This window comes from Pseudoalteromonas sp. ABV4_021, assembly GCF_056159365.1.
Genome location: NZ_JBSWVB010000001.1, coordinates 251412 through 268083, shown reverse-complemented (window position 1 = coordinate 268083; position 16672 = coordinate 251412). Strand labels below are relative to the sequence as shown.

Here is a 16672-nt window from a genome sequence, read left to right as displayed (position 1 = left end):
ACTAACGTTAACGATTAACGCTCGTCTTCGTCATCCCAGTTACCAATATCATCTTCTGTACCAGCAACACCGTCTGGACCCATTGAGAAAATATCAATTTTGCTAAATTCGCCAGGGCTTACTAGCTGATATGGGCTTTCCCATGGATCAACTGGTAGCTTTTCAATAAAACCACCTTCAGGAAAGCGTTTTGGTAACGGCTCAATCGTTGTTTCTTCAACTAACGCCTCAAGGCCTTGTTCTGTTGTTGGGTAACGATTGTTACGCAGCTTGTACATATTCATAGCATCTTCTAATGCGCTGATATCAATACGTGCTTTGTCAATTTTTGCTTCTTCTTGTTGACCCATAATATTCGGCGCAACTATGGCCATGATCATGCCAATAATTACCAGAACTACCATGATTTCAAGTAATGAAAATCCACTTTGCTTTTTCATTTAACACCTCTATAAAACTTAACGCTTATCCGATCGCGTTATTCATCGCCATAATTGGCTGTAAAATTGCCATTACAATAAACATGACAATGATTGCCATAAGCGCAATCATTAATGGCTCTAGTAGCTTTAGTGAAATATTCACTAACGCTTCAAACTCTTTATCTTGGTTATCAGCCGAGCGCTCTAACATTTGTTCAAGCTCACCTGACTTTTCACCACTGGCTATCATATGCAGCATCATAGGTGGGAACAGTTTAGTTTGATCAAGTGACGCTTTCAGGCTGGCACCTTCACTGACTTTTACTGCTGCCTCAGCGACTGCTGCTTTCATTTTTTCATTTGCTAAAACTTCGCCCGAAATTCGCATGCCTTCTAACAGCGGCACAGAGCTCGATGACAAAATACTTAGCGTTCTTGCAAATCGTGCTGTATTAAGACCACGCGCTACTTTACCGATAAATGGAAACTGCAATACACGGGCATCGAACCAAAAACGTATTTTCGGTTTTTTTAACGCATTCTTAATGGCAAAGATACTGCCAAAAATGGCTATTAATGAAAACAGCCAATAATTTTGAATAAAGTTACTTGCCGCTATTACTGTTTCAGTGGTCCAAGGCAATGCCAGCTTTGAACTTTGAAACGACTTAACGATGGTCGGTACTACCGTGCCCAGTAAAATAGACACAATTGCAACAGCAAATACCACAAGAATAATTGGATAAACCATAGCTTGCGTTATTTGACTGCGCATATGCTGTCTTTGTTCAGTGTAATCAGCCAAACGCACCAGTACTTGATCAAGGTGCCCCGACTTTTCGCCTGCGGCAACCATAGCGCGATATAGATGGTCAAAAATATGCGGAAACTCAGCAAGACCTTCAGCCAAACTGTAACCTTCTACCACTTTTGAACGCACTGACATCAACATGCTTTTTAAACGTGGCTTTTCGCACTGCTCTGCCACAGCAAGAACTGCCGCTTCAACAGGCAACGCCGATTGCACAAGTGTTGCTAATTGACGCGTGATCAGTGATAACTCATGAGCCGATATTTTGGCTTTAAACAATCCGCCGCTATTTTTAACTTGCTGCTTTTCTTTATCTGCAGCTTGCACCACCTCTAGCGGCGTAAGCCCTTTTTCCCGCAGCATTTGGCGAATTTGCTTTGCGGTATCAGCCTCTAAAATACCTTTTTTATTTTTACCGCGACCATCGAGCGCTTTATATTCAAACGCAGCCACGATTAACTTTCCTCACGCGTCACGCGAAGCACTTCTTCAAGTGACGTTTGCCCCGCAAGTACTCGGTTACAACCGTCTTGGCGAATACTCGGTGTGGTTTTACGTACGTATTTTTCAACCGCTTGTTCGCCTTTGCCATCGTGAATAAGTTCGCGTACAGCTTCATCAACCACCAGCAATTCATGAATACCAGTACGGCCTTTATAACCGTTGTGATTACATTCGCTACAGCCGACAGGGCGACAAATTTCTACACCTTTACCGTGTTCTATACCAAGCAATTCACATTCTCTTTCATCGGCTACATGCGACTCTTTACAGTCACATAACGTTCTAACTAGGCGTTGCGATAGTACGCCAAGTAGTGACGAAGAAAGTAAGAATGGTTCAACACCCATATCTTCCATACGAGTAATCGCACCGGCTGCCGTGTTAGTGTGCAGCGTTGATAATACTAAGTGACCGGTTAATGACGCTTGTACACCAATTTGTGCGGTTTCTAAATCTCGAATTTCACCAACCATCACCACATCAGGGTCTTGACGTAAGATAGCGCGTAAACCGCGGGCAAAAGTCATATCTACTTTAGGGTTAACCTGCGTTTGACCTATACCAGGGATTTCATATTCAATTGGGTCTTCAACCGTTAGGATATTACGGTCTCGGGTATTAATTTCGGTCATGCCTGCATACAAGGTGGTACTTTTACCTGAACCTGTTGGGCCTGTAACCAAAATAATGCCATGCGGTTTACGAATTAATTCGGCGAATGTTCTGCGGTTGTGCTCTGACATACCGAGATCTTCCAAATCCAAACGTGCATTGTTTTTATCAAGTAAACGTAATACAACACGTTCACCAAAGCTTGATGGCATAGTTGAAACACGCACATCAACCGCGCGCCCTGCAATACGTAAACTAATACGACCATCTTGCGGAACACGTTTTTCCGCGATGTCGAGCTTTGCCATTACTTTAATACGTGAGACAAGTAATGATGCGAGTTTACGATTTGGCTCTAAAACTTCTTTTAAAACACCATCAACACGGAAACGAATCACCAAGTTTTGCTCGAACGTTTCAATGTGAATATCCGATGCACCTTCTTTAATCGCTTCACCTAACATGGCGTTGATTAGTTTGATAATTGGCGCATCATCTTCCGAGGCAAGTAAGTCTTCTGTTTGCGGTAACTCTTCTGCCAGCGAGAACAAATCGACCTCATTGCCGATATCTTCCATAATCTGCTGTGTTTCTGAGCTATCGCGTTGGTAAGCCACCTCTAACAGTAACTCAAACTCATCTTTAGTCACTTGCTTAAGCGAAAAGGTGCTTGCAACAACACGCCTTACTTCAAGTAATGCCTGTTGGTTTAAATCGCCCGCGTAACTTACTACTAACTCGTTGTTTTGTGTTTGCATCAAGATGCTGTAGCGCTTAGCAAAACTGAATGGTAAACGCTTAACAGGCACTACGGGTGCAACACTAACCTCAGAAACTATCTCAGTCATCTTGCTGATTCTTTTTGTTTTCGCCGTGTAAGAACTCTTGATACGTTGGTGGTAACACAAGCGCATCGTTCCACTCAGGTAGTACTGGTGGTACTTCGTTTGGCATTAAGTTAATGCCATCGTCTTTGCGTTTTACCTGCTCGCCACGAATAAAGTTATACTTACCATGACTTAGCTTGTTCATGCTTACACTGTCACGCAAAATAGTTGGACGAATAAATACTAATAAGTTACGTTTTTGCTTGGTTGACGACGTTGATTTAAATAAGTGACCAAGCACTGGAATATCACCTAGCAATGGTACTTTTTGCACGCTTTCTTGTACATTTTCGTCAATTAAACCACCGAGAATCACCATGCTACCGTCATCGGCCAGTACAGTGTTGCTAATCGAACGCTTATTAATTGAGATATCAACCGCTGTTGCACCTGATACACTTGAGACTTCTTGTTCGATTTTTAATTGAACCGCTGTACCTTCGTTGATTTGTGGCGTTACTTTTAGTTTTACACCCACTTCTTTACGTTCTACCGTTTGGAATGGGTTAGTATTGTTACTGCTTGACGTTGAACCTGTAAGAATTGGCACTTCTTGACCAACTAGCATCGACGCTTCTTCGTTATCCATAGTGGTTACAGAAGGTGTTGCTAGAATATTTGAGTTAGTATCTGATGATACTGCCTGCACAATCGCAGCCCAATCGTTTTTCGCGATACCCACCGCTAAGCCGCTAATACTGCTAAGTAGACCAGCTAACGGCTCAATATTACCTTCAACGGTTTCATCGTACTGTGTGCCTGTGCCCGTTTCTGAACCAATTACATTTTTCTTAACGGTTTTATCACGAGCTAACTCTGCCGCCGCAGCAATAGAACCAATTGGTGCGCTGCTACCGTTGTTAAACTGTACCATGCCGCCTTGTTCTGAAATCCACTGCAGACCAAAGTTAACGCCATCACCTTCAAGTACTTCAACAATAATTGCTTCAACCAGTACTTGTGCACGGCGCACATCAAGATCTTTGATCACTTTTTCAAGCGAACGCATCACATCGGGATTTGCTGTTATAACAACTGAGTTTGTGTCTTCGTGCGCTTCAATACTAATTTGATCTTTGTTAGCTGAACGACCAGATGTTTTGCCTTGGTTCTTTTCGTCATTAATTGACTTACTCACACCTTGTAGCACTTTCACTAAGTCTTCTGCTTTAGCGTAACTTAGGTAAAACACTTTGGTGTTACCTTGTGTTTCAAGCTCGTTATCAAGACGCTTAATTAGGGTAATCGCTCTGTCGCGCGCTTCCCCTTCGCCACTTACGATGACACTATTCGTGCGCTCATCGGCAACTACTTTAGGAATAAGGAAAGCTGGAATGTTGTTTTTTCCACCTGACGCAGGCTTGTAGATAGTTTCAACTACAGAAACAACATCTGACGCTGTTGCATAGCTCAGTTTAACAATATCAACTGATTGATCACCTGCGCGGTCAACTTGTTTAATTACCTGTACAAGGCGATTAACCGTTGCCGCGTGACCCGTTAACATCATTACATTTGATGCCGTATATTGTGCCACGTGGCTACCGCCTTTTTGGTCACTAAACTGACGAACAACTGGACCAAGCTCTTGTACGCTGACGTTTTTTACACGCACAACGCGGGTGATCATTACATCGCCGGTCACTTCTTCATCGTCATCCAGTACGGGAACATTCTTTTTACGACCGTCGGCACTTTTATCAATTTTGATAAAACCGGTTTCCATTTCAATTGCGGTATAGCCGTATACTTCTAGTACATTTAAAAAGAACTCGTAATACAGCTCTTCATCCATCGCCTCATAACTGCGCACATTAATTTTGCCGCGCACGTTAGGGTTAATGATGATGGTTTTCTTTAAGTCTTTACCAACAACATTAATGAATTCAGTGATTTCTGTATTTTTAAAACTAGGTGAATACTCCACCGCAAGTGCAGAATAGGAAACACCTACAGCAACTAATAATGCTGCATATTTACGTAATCCTTTGTAAACCTTACTTAGGTTTAACACGCTTTTCATTTAGTTACTCCGAGTCGTATTCTTATTCTAGGCTAAATAGCACGTCGAGAATTTGCCCTTGGCGCTCGATAACTATTGTCGCTGATGATGCATTTCTAAGCTCACCAATCGCTGCCATAGCCTGTTTCATATCGGTTAGCTGATAGCCATTAATTGAAGTCGCGAGATCCCCACTTTTAAGCCCCATTTGTGAAAACAGTTTAGGGTCTTTGCCTGGACTAAGGTTATATCCAACAATTTGTCCATCAACCCGTTTAGGTGAGATGCGAATATAATCAAAAAGTTTCCCAGGTTCTTCAAGTAATTCTCTGCGCTTAGCTTTTAGTTCTTGTTTAAGGTCTGCATTTTTCGTTGCATTTATTGCAGGAGCCGGAGACTCATTTGCCGAACGAAGTTGGTTAAATGACTTGCCTTGTTTTTTGGTAGGTTGCTTAACGGTTTTTGAGTAATCAATACCATCGAGCATTAAGGTTTCAAAACGACCGCTTACTTTAATAATAACGCGATCCGCAAAAATGGTTTCGATTTGTGCACGAGTGCCTTTAACCAATTCGCCTACTGAATAGGTTTCTTGCCTATTTTGGCTTTCAATAATGGCATGACCGGCTTTCTCATCGCCAGCAATCGCCACTACACCCGTTAATTTTATATTTAACGTTGTTTCAGGTGCATCACTGATAATTTCTTGTGTTTTCTGCTCTGCTTGTTGCGTTGCATTACCAAAAATATTTTGCGATACCAGCTCTTTACTGCTGTAGTTGAACGCGCTACCCGAATCACTGTTATTCACAGTAATAAATGCAGCTTGCTGAGTTGGCTTTGGCCATAACATCCAAGTTAATTGCGCAGCTAAAAATGCGACATAAATAACCACAACAACAAGTACAATATTGCTTGCTTTTTTATGTGGAAATTTTGCTATAACCTGTTCGATTTGCGCTTGGTTTATCTGCATTATTATAATTTGTTTGCTTATTTTTGAACGACCATCTTAACCTGTCAGCTTTTCTACAACAAGCAGGTAATCTGGAAAGTGGCTGGAATTTACACTGTAAATATGACAATTCTGTGTCAGGGCTTGATTCCCTTTGTCTCTATTTTTGGTAAATAAATGTATCAACTTTGTCTATATTGGCATTTATGGTATATTTCACGTACTTTTCAGTGCAATTATTCACTCACTCCATGAGTAAAAAGCAGAATTCAACACACACTTCAGATCACGAAGACAGTCTGAGCGTAAGATTAGACAAATGGCTTTGGGCTGCACGCTTTTACAAAACACGTGCGATTGCTCGCGAAATGATTCTCGGGGGCAAAGTTCACTACAATGGCCAACGATGCAAACCTAGCAAAACCGTTGAGTTAGGTGCGACAATTAAATTCTCGCAAGGATTTGATGAAAAAATTGTCACCATTGAAAAAATTAGCGATCAAAGACGCGGTGCGCCAATTGCGCAAACGTTGTATCAGGAAACACAAGAGAGCGAGAAAAAGCGTGAAGAAAACGCTTGGGCACGTAAAAACAATGCCTTTTTCTCTCCTAGCCCTGAACAACGCCCTGATAAAAAGCAGCGTCGTGAGCTTATAAAATTTAAACATAGTTAACATTTATCAAGCAGTACGCTTGAAACAAGGTATCTGACCAATGCAGCAAGATCTATTACACAGATATATTTTTGAAAACCATGATGTACGTGGTGAGTTAGTACAACTTGATCAAACGTTTTCAGAGATAATCGAAAACCACAATTACCCAACGGAAGTGAAGCAGTTGATCGGTGAGCTATTAGTAGCAACCTGCTTACTTACAGCAACGTTGAAGTTTGAAGGCGAAATTGCCGTTCAACTACAAGGTAACGGGCCTGTAAAATATGCCGTGATTAATGGTAACCACCAGCAAACTATGCGTGGTATTGCCCGAATTCAAGGTGAGATTACAGATACTGGCGTGTTAAACCTAATTGGTAAAGGTCATATGGTTATTACCATTACCCCACTTAAAGGCGAGCGCTACCAAGGTATTGTACCTTTAGTGTCAAACAGTCTGGCTGAATGTTTAGAGCAGTACTTTCAACAGTCTGAACAGCTGCGTACACGTATGTGGATTAGCACAGATGCTGAACAAGAAAAATGTTCAGGTATGTTGCTACAAGTATTACCTGTGAACAAAGAAAAAGCGGAAGAAGATTTTACGCATTTAGAAGCGTTAACAAATACCATTAAAGATGAAGAGTTATTAAATCTTGATGGTCATACAGTGTTAACGCGCCTTTATCATGAAGATAACCCGCGTTTATTTGATCCTCAGCCAGTAAGCTTCCGCTGTGGCTGTAGCCGCGATAAAATTGCAGATGCGATTGTTAATGTTGGTAAAGATGCATTGCTTGAAGATGCGAAAGAACAAGGCGCTATTAAAATTAACTGCCAATATTGTTTAAAAGAATACCAATTTAACAAACGTGATATTGAAAACATTTTTAACTAATAAAAAATGTTTTTTATTGAAAAAGCAGGCTAAATGCCTGCTTTTTTGTTATCTGAATTCGTTTAGCGTTTCACCCATACTAAGAACATCATAATTGCAATTAACTTGCCGCTAATTCCCTGCACAAAAAGTCTATAAAAAGTACAAAAACAAAATGACAACGGTGTCATAAGATCGATGCATATTGGGTATTTTAAAATGACACCGGTATCATGAAAAAAAATACATAAATCCCAGAAAAATCGCGGGTTTCAGCTTTGGTTTTACTCTAGTATTAAGATAGAATTGACGCTCGAATTTTATTCGATTTTATTTTACTACCCGTTCAAAACCCCTAGGAGTGTTTAAACTATGTCAGCTTTAGAAAACTCGATTGATTTGTCGCAATATGGCATTCACGATGTTTCAGAAATTGTTCACAATCCATCTTACGAGTTACTTTTTGCGGAAGAAACTAAAGCGGGCCTTGAAGGTTATGACAAAGGTGTCGAAACTGAATTAGGCGCAGTTAACGTGAAAACTGGTATCTTTACCGGTCGCTCACCAAAAGATAAGTACATCGTACGTGATGAAACCTCAGCTGACACTGTGTGGTGGTCTGATCAAGGTAAAAACGACAACAAACCAATGACTCCTGAAACTTGGTCACACCTAAAAGGTTTAGTGACTAAGCAGCTTTCAGGCAAGCGTCTTTTCGTAGTTGACACATTCTGTGGTGCGAACGAAGACACACGCCTTAAAGTACGTTTTGTTACTGAAGTAGCATGGCAAGCACATTTCGTTAAAAACATGTTCATTCGTCCTTCTGAAGAAGAGCTAAAAGATTACGAGCCTGACTTCATCGTAATGAATGGTGCGAAAACCACGAATGACAAATGGCAAGAACAGGGTCTTAACTCTGAAAACTTCGTTGCATTTAACCTAACTGAGAAAATCCAATTAATTGGTGGCACTTGGTACGGCGGTGAAATGAAAAAAGGTATGTTCTCAATGATGAACTACTACCTACCACTTAAAGGCATCGCGTCAATGCACTGTAGTGCAAACGTTGGTAAAGATGGCGACGTTGCTATTTTCTTCGGCCTTTCAGGTACTGGTAAAACAACACTTTCAACCGATCCTAAGCGTGAGCTAATTGGTGATGACGAACACGGTTGGGATGACAACGGCGTATTTAACTTTGAAGGTGGTTGTTACGCAAAAACAATTAACCTAAGCAAAGAAAATGAACCAGACATCTACAATGCAATCCGTCGCGATGCATTATTAGAAAACGTATCAGTTGATGAAAACGGCAAAATTGATTTTGACGATAACTCAACAACTGAAAACACACGTGTTTCTTACCCAATTCACCACATTGACAACATTGTTAAGCCAGTGTCTAAAGCAGGTCACGCGAAGAAAGTTATCTTCCTAACTGCTGACGCGTTTGGTGTATTACCACCAGTTGCTAAATTAACACCAGAACAAACACAATATTACTTCCTATCAGGCTTCACAGCGAAGCTAGCAGGTACTGAGCGTGGTATTACTGAACCAACTCCTACGTTCTCAAGCTGTTTTGGTGCTGCGTTCTTATCACTTCACCCAACACAATACGCTGAAGTACTGCAAAAGCGTATGGAAGCTGCTGGCGCTGAAGCTTACCTAGTAAATACAGGTTGGAACGGCACAGGTAAACGTATTTCAATTAAAGCAACACGCGCAATCATTGATGCAATCTTAGATGGCTCTATCGATAACGCAGAAACTGAAATCGTGCCACTATTTAACCTTGAAGTACCTAAGTCACTTGAAGGTGTCGAAGGTGATATTCTTGATCCTCGTAACACTTACGAAGATGCAAGCGTATGGACTGACAAAGCAACAGACCTAGCTAAGCGTTTTGTTGATAACTTTGACAAGTTCACTGACACAGAAAACGGCAAGGCGCTTGTAGCGGCAGGCCCAAAACTTTAATTAAGTCATTCTCCTTAATTAAAAAAGCCAGCATTTAGCTGGCTTTTTGTTTTATATATCTATCTGTTATGACTGTAAAAACTGAAGAATAAATAGCAGCGTTTGCAGCAATATTAAAACAACTGTCTTTAGCTTTTCCATCAATTACTCCGACTTACTGGTTGAAACTTTTAAGTCATTAACAGCAACTTCAAGGCGCTTTATTTCACGCATTAAACTACTTCGATTCATTTCGTTATAAAGCCAACTTTTAGCTGCAATATGAAATTGAAAACTGAAAATCGCGAGTACCCCCCAAAATATTTGCGTATCTGCTGTTTGCGTAAAAAATTGATAGACAAGGTAAGCGAGCCCGAGAAAATTTATTAGTACTAAAACATTTACTAATATAAACCAAGGTCGCATCGCGCCTTTTAAACCCGCATTTAGCAATGCACCTAGCCCATTATTTTGTTCCGCCAAAATGCGGTCGATTTCAGCTGAATCTGCATCGAGTTGTTTAACAATTCTTTCATCAATATTCATCCTGTTTATCCTCTACACTCTTTTGTAACGCTTTTCTGGCACGATATAGCCTCGATTTAACAGTACCTAGCGGTACTTCTAATACCTCGGCTATTTGTATCAATTGCATTTCTTCCAAATAGAACAAATGTATAACCTGCTTATCTATATCTGGAAGCTGCTCTATCAAGGACCCGAGATCTAAGCTTTCAGGTTTAGTTGACGCGACAATATCAAGCACATCTATATCGTTTGCGATAGTCTCTTTATCTCGCTTTGCTGCGCGCATTAAGTCATATACGCTCCAGCGGGCAGCTTTGAACAACCAACTTTTAAATGCTCTAGGGTCATTTAATTTGTGAAGGTTATTAGCGAGTTTTAACCATGCATTTTGCACTGCATCATGAACTATTTGAGGGTCGTTCGATAGTTTATACGCAAAGCGAGTTACGCCTTTTTGGTAGTGACGACACAGATAGGTGAACGCTTTTGTGTTCCCTGATTGAGCCGCTAAAACCAGTAACTCTTCCTGCGCTTGGTGCATTTACACTTCCAAAGTAGATTGTTTGATTATCAAGACGTGAGCGTTCGAGCAAAGGTTCACGCAAATAGAATTAAATTTTCCCTTGAGGTACGTAAATGACGATACAGCAATTTTATTGTGCATGTGATCAGATATAACGCTAAAGAAGCGTTTAGCCCGCCATTGACACTTATCCTACATAGATAAATGTAGCGCAATGAATGATATATTTAGTCAGCAAAATGATGAGTGATTAATTGAATTGGTACTAGGTTATACTAGGCTTTACTAGGTTTTAACATCAACCTTAAAAGTTAAATAAGGTTGTCGCTAAAGCTAATCAGACTCTTTTACACCAAAGATGTCTAGTATGATCTCAAATACATTTTCAATTAGTGACATTTGCCGCTCTGCCGCCTGCATTTCTCTTTTCTCGTTTAGACACTCTTTATACTGGGCTTCTATTACTGCCATAGGCAGTGTTTGGTTTTGAAACGCATTTTCTCGACACTCTCTTATGTCACGCTGCTTCAAACCAGTTGAACAACCAGCACTTATTAGCAGCAAGAAAATACATACACAATTTTTCACGCGTATCCCTTATTTTTTCTTTAAATACTTATTCAACGAATTTTTCAGCAATATTTCATTATCTGATTTTTCTCCAGGGCATGGAAAGCCAGATGATGACGGCATATCCATACTGCCCATTTCTGAACTACTATCAACAAGATAACACTTACCTTTATATTTTATTGTCTTACGTGATGAGGCTACACTTCCAGTAACAACCTCAGTTTGCCCTTTTACTAGGTCTTGATATTTTTGCGACGGCTTAATTTTGACTTCCGGCTGGCTTATTTGGTTATTGAATTGTTGCGATTTAAAATAAGCTTGCTGTTCTTTTTCTATTACACTCTCAAGGCTCTTATAACGATTAAACTTTATCACTTTAGTCTTGGTTTCATTCGACTTTTTCTGAGTTTTAGGTGTGATTTCCAACGGCTTTTCAGTGCTTTTTGGTACTGGTGCTTCAGCAACTTTTGGGGTTTTCTTTTCCTGCCCAACAACTGTGTTTTTTATAACTTTTTCAGGGACGTTTTGTTGTTTAGGTTCAGGATTTTGCTTATCTTTAGGTTTCACCATTTCAGCTAGGATTTTGCGCTGCTGCGCGACAGGTATGATATACGTTTTAAGAGAAGCTTCCTGTGTTGAACTTGACTGTTTGAATGTTTGAGTTACCAGTAAGTAGCCTAGAACAAAGTGTACGGTAATAGAGGTCAGCAATGCCATTTGCTTAGAACGCACAGCAACACCTTTTAAAAATTTATAATTATTATGAATATGTTAGGAGTCTTGCAAGGGGTTAAAGTTCAGTGAATAAAATCTAAACAATGTAAGAAATCGTAAGTAAGCAGGCCTACCCAAAGAGCCAGTTAATACTAAACATTGACGAATAGTAACTGTGTTGCCACCTTTAGAAGGTGTCTTCTTATCATATGCGTGTAGCTTGGTAGTGCACTAAATAAATTTACCGTAGATTGAGGGCTTCACTTACAACTTAATTTGCTTTATTCCAAACGTAAAAAACCCCGACCAAGGCCGGGGTTTTAAGCGTTTACTTAATTAACCTGAGCTGCACATAAGAAGTGGAACTAAATGCCCTTGCGGTGATCAGATCTTTCGACCAAGAAACATAAGATTACCGAGGCAAGGGCATGAATAACTTAGATGCAATTTACGTAGATGTCGATGATTTTTGTTTATTGTTTGAACCTCAATGGCTTAAACACCTAATAGAATCAGGGGAAAAGCAACGCATTAAGCCATCTCGACTATCCTCCAGCGAAGTGATGACTATATTAATTGCCTTTCATCAATCAGGTTATCGCGACTTTAAAACTTACTACACCAAATTTGTTTGTCAGTATTGGCGACATTATTTTCCTGATTTAGTTAGTTATACACGCATGTTGAAGCTACTTCAGACTACGTTACCTGCTTTGTGTAGCTATCTGAAACAGCGATTCGATAAACCAACAGGCATTGCATTTATCGACTCCACTTCTCTCAAGGTGTGTCACAACATGCGCATTCCTCGCCACCAAGTTTTCGCGGGAGAAGCCAAACGAGGCAAAGGAACAATGGGCTGGTTTTATGGCTTTAAACTTCACCTCATCATGAATGATGAAGGTGGTTTATTAGCTGTAAAAGTGACAGCTGGGAATGTTGATGATAGGAAACCTGTACCAGATATGGTCGATAATGTTACAGGTAGTTTATACGCTGATAAAGGTTATGTATCGGCAAACTTAAAAGCGGAACTTGCTGAGCAAGGCGTTGATTTTATTACAGGTCAACGAAGTAATATGAAACGTCAGCCAATATCATCTTGGGATAGAGCGATGTTATCAAAGCGTTTCATCATTGAAACGGTTTTCGACCAGCTGAAAAATATGGCTCAAATAGACCATACAAGGCACCGCAGCTGCATCTCATTTATGGTTAATTTAATGGCTGGATTAATTGCCTATACCTTTCAGACTAAAAAGCCGAGTATAAAAGTGACTCGGCTTTAATACTTATGCAGATCTGAGGTTAATTAATAAAAATTAAGCAATAACGTCTACTAAAGTCCAAGATTTATTCTTAGAAATAGGAGCACATTCACGAATAGTAACTGTGTTGCCACTTTTAGAAGTAGTCTTCTCATGATGTAATTTAGTCATGTTAAAATAAAAGTGTACAGCCCAGATACTTCCCAACATTAATACCGAGGATTACTTCTCTGTCCATAGCCATAATAGGGAGAAATCCCCCAACAAGCTAAACCATAATCGTCTACTGCACAAGGTACATTCTTTGATAAACGACTTGGATTAAATAATGTCATCGAAGGGTAATACTTTAAAGGGCTTGAAGCGTATTCTCCTGCTTGCCAACAACTAACGCCATTATCATCTAGAGCACAAATTAACTCCATATAACCGCCATGTTCACCATCATACCCTTCAATTTGCTTCACATTATTGGCTAATTCAATATTAAATTCATTATCATACCTTAGATCTAAGCAAAGGGCTGAGTTTGGCAGCGCATGACAAAGTAAAGCTTGTGAGTTTGCGATGCCAACTGCATTTGAATTATAGAAACTTTTTGCCTCGCCATTTCCTTTATCCGTCCCACATGATGTATGACCATTATCGGTTAGTACACAACCAGTATAGCTATTCATTGCAATACTTTTTATAGTTTCAACTTGATAACTTGAGTACCCTAAAAGTCCCACACAGCTTGTTCCAAGTTCAAAAAGAGTGCAGCCCCCGGAGCCAAACATGTCTAAGTATATTTCTTTTGCGCTGCCCATAGTTTCATCAAAAGCAATCTCCTTTACTTCCATGATTTCTTTTCCATATACAACATCAAAGCAGCTAATTAAACCACCTTCTATGACACAGATAGTATTCCTCTCTACATCAATATCACTTGCCACAAAATTTTTACCTAAATTAATCTGTTTTCCATAGTGATAACAAGTTAACCCAGAAGTTGATACGTAGCATTCTAGTTTCTCAGATTGATCTAGGTCCATTTCAACTAAATCACTACTATTTGGCATATTATTTGAAACCGCCTCAGGATAGCCCCAACATTGAAGCCCTTCAGTATCTGCTGAGCAATAATACTGATCATCACCAAAGAGACTTCTTGGATTATTTAACTCTGGAGGCTGAACTGGGCTTAAAGGATCATCATCTAAACAATTAACACCGTTATCATCTAGAACGCAAGGTGGTAAGTTTGTTACGACAACTTGAGAGGGGTTTTCAAATCCTTCGGTTTCTTGAATACCTTCAATCCCTCCCCAGCAAACAAGTTTATTATTATCGAGCAAGCACGCTCTTGAATTACTAATATCTAGGGAATGAGGATTTTTAACCTTAGGCAGCTCTGTAAATAACTGACCACTATTGTTCCAACATACAACACCGGTATCATCTAATGCACAATTCTGAGAGTAATCATTAATAACTATTTCTTTGGGGTTTTTTAATGAAATACCATTATGAACCTCTGAAAGTTCCCCCCAACATCTATGTCCAGAATTGTCTATCGCACAAGCTGTGCTTCCTTCTATATTTATAAAAAATGGGTTTACTAACTCAGGAATATTATTAGCTAAATCATCACCCCAGCACTTCAACTCATTGGAATCAATTACGCAAGTATCAACCGAACCAACCGCTAGTTGTGATGGATTAGAAAGAATTATAGGGTCCTTAGCGGCTTCTATGTCTCTTTCCTGATTATCATACCGTCCCCAGCAGATAACTGTACTAGCCTCAACTACACATGCTCTATTCCAGTTACTAACCCCTAACCTATGGTTTGTGTTTACTTCATTACTCAACAATGTAGTATTTAATATTTCTTTTTCCAAAACAAAAAATGTATTTTGGTACTCATTCCATGAACTTGGGATTTCATAAGGTAGCGAAATATCTCTTATCACCTTTCCGCCTGCTAGACTGGAATAGTTATCCGGTCTCACACCTGCCTGTTTAGCGTAGAAGAGGTTGTATTTAGCTCCTGAGTCTATCTGATTATCGCCTTTAACATTTAATTTTATTCTACCTGGATATCCTAAACGAGTTACAACAAGCTCGGGGGTAGTAGGAGTAATTTTTTGCACCGTTACTTTTATAGAGTCAACAGCTTGGCCACCTCGGTTATCAGTCACTTCAACCTGAAAGGTAAAATAGCTGCCGAGTGCCACCTCTGGTATGTCAAAACTTGGGGTAAGTGTGTTGTAATCAACTAAATCCACTTCCTTTCCCTCTAGTTGTTTCCATATTACTGTATCTATTTGGCCATCAATATCACTTGCAACCCCTAACAAATTTACTTTACCTCCAGGGTTCGCGATAATGTCCTCTCCAGCAGAAACAATTGGTAATGAGTTCTCTTTATTTACGAGTACAGTAATATTGTCTTTTGTGGTTGCCGCATCATCATCTGTTACGGTAAGTTCAAATTTTAGCTCGATGGCTTCTGTAACCTGTGGTGCAATAAAACTTGCTTCTGGGGTATCAGCATTAGATATTACTACTGTACTCCCTGCTATTTGAGTCCATAAAACGTTAGAGATATCCCCATCAAGATCATTTATCGAGGCGTTTAAATTTACTATAGAACCTGAAATTACATCTATTCGATCGACTAAATTAATTACTGGGGCTTGGTTTAGTTTCTCTTCGACTGTGACCGTAATAGAGTCTCGAGCAGTTGCGCCTTGATCATCTTTAACGACTATCTCAAATATCAAATCTTTAGGTGTATCTACTTCAGGGGAAGTAAAAGTTGTAACTAATTCAGAAGCACTTGACAAATCAACTGGGTCACCCTCAATTTGACGCCATGCAACAGAACTAATATTACCATCTGAATCTGAAGCTGAAGCTGATAACGTTACTTGCTCATTTTCAAAAGCAAATATATCCTGCCCAGCATCAACTACAGGCAATACATTCTGGACGTGGTTACTGGAAGTTTTGGTATTCGTATTGGCCTCCCCTCCCCCTCCACAAGCTGTAATTAAAATCATACACAAGACAGCCGAAAGCTTACCAATATCAAACTTCATTAACATTTCCTTATTGTTATATCTATTTAAGCATCTGTAACAGCGCGAAATATAACAAAAAAAAAGTAATGCATTAAGGATTTATGTAAACAGAAAAAACAATCCTTTAACTTTCCTAACAAAATAAATCGATGAATATAAAAACAGTAGTGATGCAACAGACGGTCGAAATTAGTCAAAATAGAAATCTGCAATGATGATTTAAGCTATAGGTATTTTCTCATCCATTATTCACTAACTATTCAAACTCATAATTTAATCATGTGGCGGTGCTTCGCCTACAACTTAATTT

14 protein-coding genes and 1 pseudogene are annotated in these 16672 nt (G+C 39.7%); 4 read left to right on the top strand and 11 right to left on the bottom strand.

What is annotated here, in order from left to right; genetic code table 11:
- Window positions 1-14 precede the first annotated feature (14 nt).
- The 5 genes from gspG to gspC are packed head-to-tail and all read right to left on the bottom strand — an operon-like array spanning window position 15 to window position 6214.
- Window positions 15-440: a type II secretion system major pseudopilin GspG gene (gene gspG, locus ACXAFE_RS01280; RefSeq protein WP_010561248.1), complete on the bottom strand. Its 426-nt coding sequence runs from the start codon at window positions 438-440 to the stop codon at window positions 15-17.
- Window positions 441-465: 25 nt separating this feature from the next.
- Window positions 466-1686, bottom strand: a complete 1221-nt coding sequence (gene gspF, locus ACXAFE_RS01275) for a type II secretion system inner membrane protein GspF (protein ID WP_394228362.1) — start codon at window positions 1684-1686, stop codon at window positions 466-468.
- Window positions 1687-1688: 2 nt separating this feature from the next.
- A complete protein-coding gene (gene gspE / locus ACXAFE_RS01270; RefSeq protein WP_475147409.1) occupies window positions 1689-3197 on the bottom strand; it encodes a type II secretion system ATPase GspE in 1509 nt (502 codons plus the stop codon).
- Window positions 3190-5259 carry a type II secretion system secretin GspD gene (gene gspD / locus ACXAFE_RS01265; RefSeq protein ID WP_475147404.1) on the bottom strand — a complete coding sequence of 690 codons (2070 nt, stop codon included), beginning with the start codon at window positions 5257-5259 and terminating at the stop codon, window positions 3190-3192. The genes gspE and gspD overlap by 8 nt, the downstream gene beginning before the upstream one ends.
- Before the next feature lie 22 nt (window positions 5260-5281).
- Window positions 5282-6214 carry a type II secretion system protein GspC gene (gene gspC, locus ACXAFE_RS01260; protein ID WP_475147401.1) on the bottom strand — a complete coding sequence of 311 codons (933 nt, stop codon included), beginning with the start codon at window positions 6212-6214 and terminating at the stop codon, window positions 5282-5284.
- A 230-nt stretch (window positions 6215-6444) separates the two neighbouring features.
- Between gspC and hslR the strand changes: the two genes are divergently transcribed.
- From hslR to pckA, 3 genes are all read left to right on the top strand, one after another.
- The gene (gene hslR / locus ACXAFE_RS01255; protein ID WP_475147398.1) at window positions 6445-6867 is read left to right on the top strand and encodes a ribosome-associated heat shock protein Hsp15; all 423 of its coding nucleotides are present in this window, start codon (window positions 6445-6447) and stop codon (window positions 6865-6867) included.
- Window positions 6868-6907: 40 nt separating this feature from the next.
- Window positions 6908-7747, top strand: coding sequence for an Hsp33 family molecular chaperone HslO (gene hslO, locus ACXAFE_RS01250; protein ID WP_475147397.1), 840 nt, complete (start codon window positions 6908-6910; stop codon window positions 7745-7747).
- Between the two features lie 351 nt (window positions 7748-8098).
- Window positions 8099-9709, top strand: a complete 1611-nt coding sequence (pckA, locus tag ACXAFE_RS01245; protein WP_010561255.1) for a phosphoenolpyruvate carboxykinase (ATP) — start codon at window positions 8099-8101, stop codon at window positions 9707-9709.
- Between the two features lie 144 nt (window positions 9710-9853).
- Here the strand turns inward: pckA and ACXAFE_RS01240 are convergent, their stop codons facing one another.
- From ACXAFE_RS01240 to ACXAFE_RS01225, 4 genes are all read right to left on the bottom strand, one after another.
- Window positions 9854-10234: a DUF6768 family protein gene (locus ACXAFE_RS01240; protein WP_475147393.1), complete on the bottom strand. Its 381-nt coding sequence runs from the start codon at window positions 10232-10234 to the stop codon at window positions 9854-9856.
- Entirely contained in the window at window positions 10224-10757 is a 534-nt protein-coding gene (locus tag ACXAFE_RS01235) for an RNA polymerase sigma factor (RefSeq protein WP_475147391.1), read from the bottom strand. Before ACXAFE_RS01235 ends, ACXAFE_RS01240 begins: the two co-directional genes overlap by 11 nt.
- Window positions 10758-11072: 315 nt before the next feature.
- Entirely contained in the window at window positions 11073-11327 is a 255-nt protein-coding gene (locus ACXAFE_RS01230) for a hypothetical protein (RefSeq protein WP_475147388.1), read from the bottom strand.
- A gap of 9 nt (window positions 11328-11336) precedes the next feature.
- Entirely contained in the window at window positions 11337-12044 is a 708-nt protein-coding gene (locus ACXAFE_RS01225; RefSeq protein WP_475147384.1) for a hypothetical protein, read from the bottom strand.
- Window positions 12045-12454: 410 nt separating this feature from the next.
- Here ACXAFE_RS01225 and ACXAFE_RS01220 point away from each other — a divergent pair, with 410 nt between their 5' ends.
- Complete coding sequence (locus ACXAFE_RS01220) at window positions 12455-13315, top strand: IS982 family transposase (RefSeq protein ID WP_336436498.1); 861 nt, start codon at window positions 12455-12457, stop codon at window positions 13313-13315.
- A 33-nt stretch (window positions 13316-13348) separates the two neighbouring features.
- Here the strand turns inward: ACXAFE_RS01220 and rpsQ are convergent.
- Both rpsQ and ACXAFE_RS01210 read right to left on the bottom strand, forming a co-directional pair.
- A pseudogene (gene rpsQ / locus ACXAFE_RS01215) lies at window positions 13349-13477 on the bottom strand (30S ribosomal protein S17); the annotation flags it as partial.
- 26 nt (window positions 13478-13503) lie between these two features.
- Window positions 13504-16380, bottom strand: coding sequence for a PKD domain-containing protein (locus ACXAFE_RS01210; RefSeq protein WP_475147376.1), 2877 nt, complete (start codon window positions 16378-16380; stop codon window positions 13504-13506).
- Between the last annotated feature and the right edge of the window lie 292 nt (window positions 16381-16672).

Excerpts from the sequence above, each read along its gene's own strand:
- hslO (WP_475147397.1), top strand. The coding sequence starts at position 6,908 with ATGCAGCAAGATCTATTACACAGATATATTTTTGAAAACCATGATGTA.
- ACXAFE_RS01240 (WP_475147393.1), bottom strand. The coding sequence starts at position 10,234 with ATGAATATTGATGAAAGAATTGTTAAACAACTCGATGCAGATTCAGCT.
- gspG (WP_010561248.1), bottom strand. The coding sequence starts at position 440 with ATGAAAAAGCAAAGTGGATTTTCATTACTTGAAATCATGGTAGTTCTG.
- gspD (WP_475147404.1), bottom strand. The coding sequence starts at position 5,259 with ATGAAAAGCGTGTTAAACCTAAGTAAGGTTTACAAAGGATTACGTAAA.
- pckA (WP_010561255.1), top strand. The coding sequence starts at position 8,099 with ATGTCAGCTTTAGAAAACTCGATTGATTTGTCGCAATATGGCATTCAC.
- gspC (WP_475147401.1), bottom strand. The coding sequence starts at position 6,214 with ATGCAGATAAACCAAGCGCAAATCGAACAGGTTATAGCAAAATTTCCA.
- ACXAFE_RS01220 (WP_336436498.1), top strand. The coding sequence starts at position 12,455 with ATGAATAACTTAGATGCAATTTACGTAGATGTCGATGATTTTTGTTTA.
- ACXAFE_RS01210 (WP_475147376.1), bottom strand. The coding sequence starts at position 16,380 with ATGAAGTTTGATATTGGTAAGCTTTCGGCTGTCTTGTGTATGATTTTA.
- ACXAFE_RS01235 (WP_475147391.1), bottom strand. The coding sequence starts at position 10,757 with ATGCACCAAGCGCAGGAAGAGTTACTGGTTTTAGCGGCTCAATCAGGG.
- hslR (WP_475147398.1), top strand. The coding sequence starts at position 6,445 with ATGAGTAAAAAGCAGAATTCAACACACACTTCAGATCACGAAGACAGT.
- gspE (WP_475147409.1), bottom strand. The coding sequence starts at position 3,197 with ATGACTGAGATAGTTTCTGAGGTTAGTGTTGCACCCGTAGTGCCTGTT.